1 protein-coding gene is annotated in these 763 nt (G+C 63.6%); it reads right to left on the bottom strand.

Annotation, left to right across the window (positions count from 1 at the left end; all coding sequences use genetic code 11):
- Positions 1–183: 183 nt before the first annotated feature.
- Positions 184–763 (bottom strand): sugar phosphate isomerase/epimerase family protein (locus tag QR78_RS32180; RefSeq protein WP_141657955.1); only part of this gene is annotated, 580 nt, incomplete at its 5' end.

Below are 763 nucleotides of genomic sequence, written 5' to 3'. Positions count from 1 at the left end.
GGCGGCGTTCAATGCGGTGGGGGGGCAGGTGGGGGTACCATAGCCCCGCTTGGTAACCCGCAACAGGCACAAGGCCCGGCACGAGCCGCTTCCCCTCCCCTGGATATGGGCGTTGGCAGCTCGGCTTCTACGAGTGAGCAGGATTGATGCGCGATCGGTGCCGACAACTGACCCGTTCTTGCGTCACGCCCGGCACTGCGTCAGTACAGCCAAGGCCTCACGGACCGCTTGTTCGGGACGGTCCGTCTCGCGCATCTCGATCGCGATCCAGGACTGGTAATCCGACGATGCCAGTACGCGAAACAGCTCCGAGAAGCGCTCCTCCGCGTCGCTGATTGGAACGAGGTTCGGTTTGGACAAATGCACATGCGCGATCAGGTCAGTGTTCGCTCCGACAACCTTCGAGATCTCGTCTCCCGCTAGCTCGAGGCATCCGGTATCAATGTGAAGTCGCAGCGACGGATGCGACACCGTCCGAACCATCTTCGCGCAATCCGCCGTCGTCTGGAGATAATCTCCGCCATACTCCGTTGGTGCGGGCTCCAACCCCAGCACGAAGCCGTGAGGAGCGATCGTTTCCGCTAGGAGGCCGAACCGCTCGGCCCCGAGATCGAAGGCGTCCCGCTCATCGAGCGGACCGCGCCGCCGGTTGCGCGGCGCCCCGAACACTCCCACACCACCACCGCTGAGTTGCTCCGCGATCCGAGCGACGCGCAACGTATGCGCTCTCATCTTCTCGAACGATGCCTTGTCGCCGAGAAGC

It is taken from the genome of Methylobacterium indicum, from assembly GCF_001043895.1.
In the GTDB taxonomy this organism is placed as follows: domain Bacteria; phylum Pseudomonadota; class Alphaproteobacteria; order Rhizobiales; family Beijerinckiaceae; genus Methylobacterium; species Methylobacterium indicum.
Note: the sequence above shows the minus strand (reverse complement) of the source record. Positions and strands in the feature narration are given on the sequence as shown.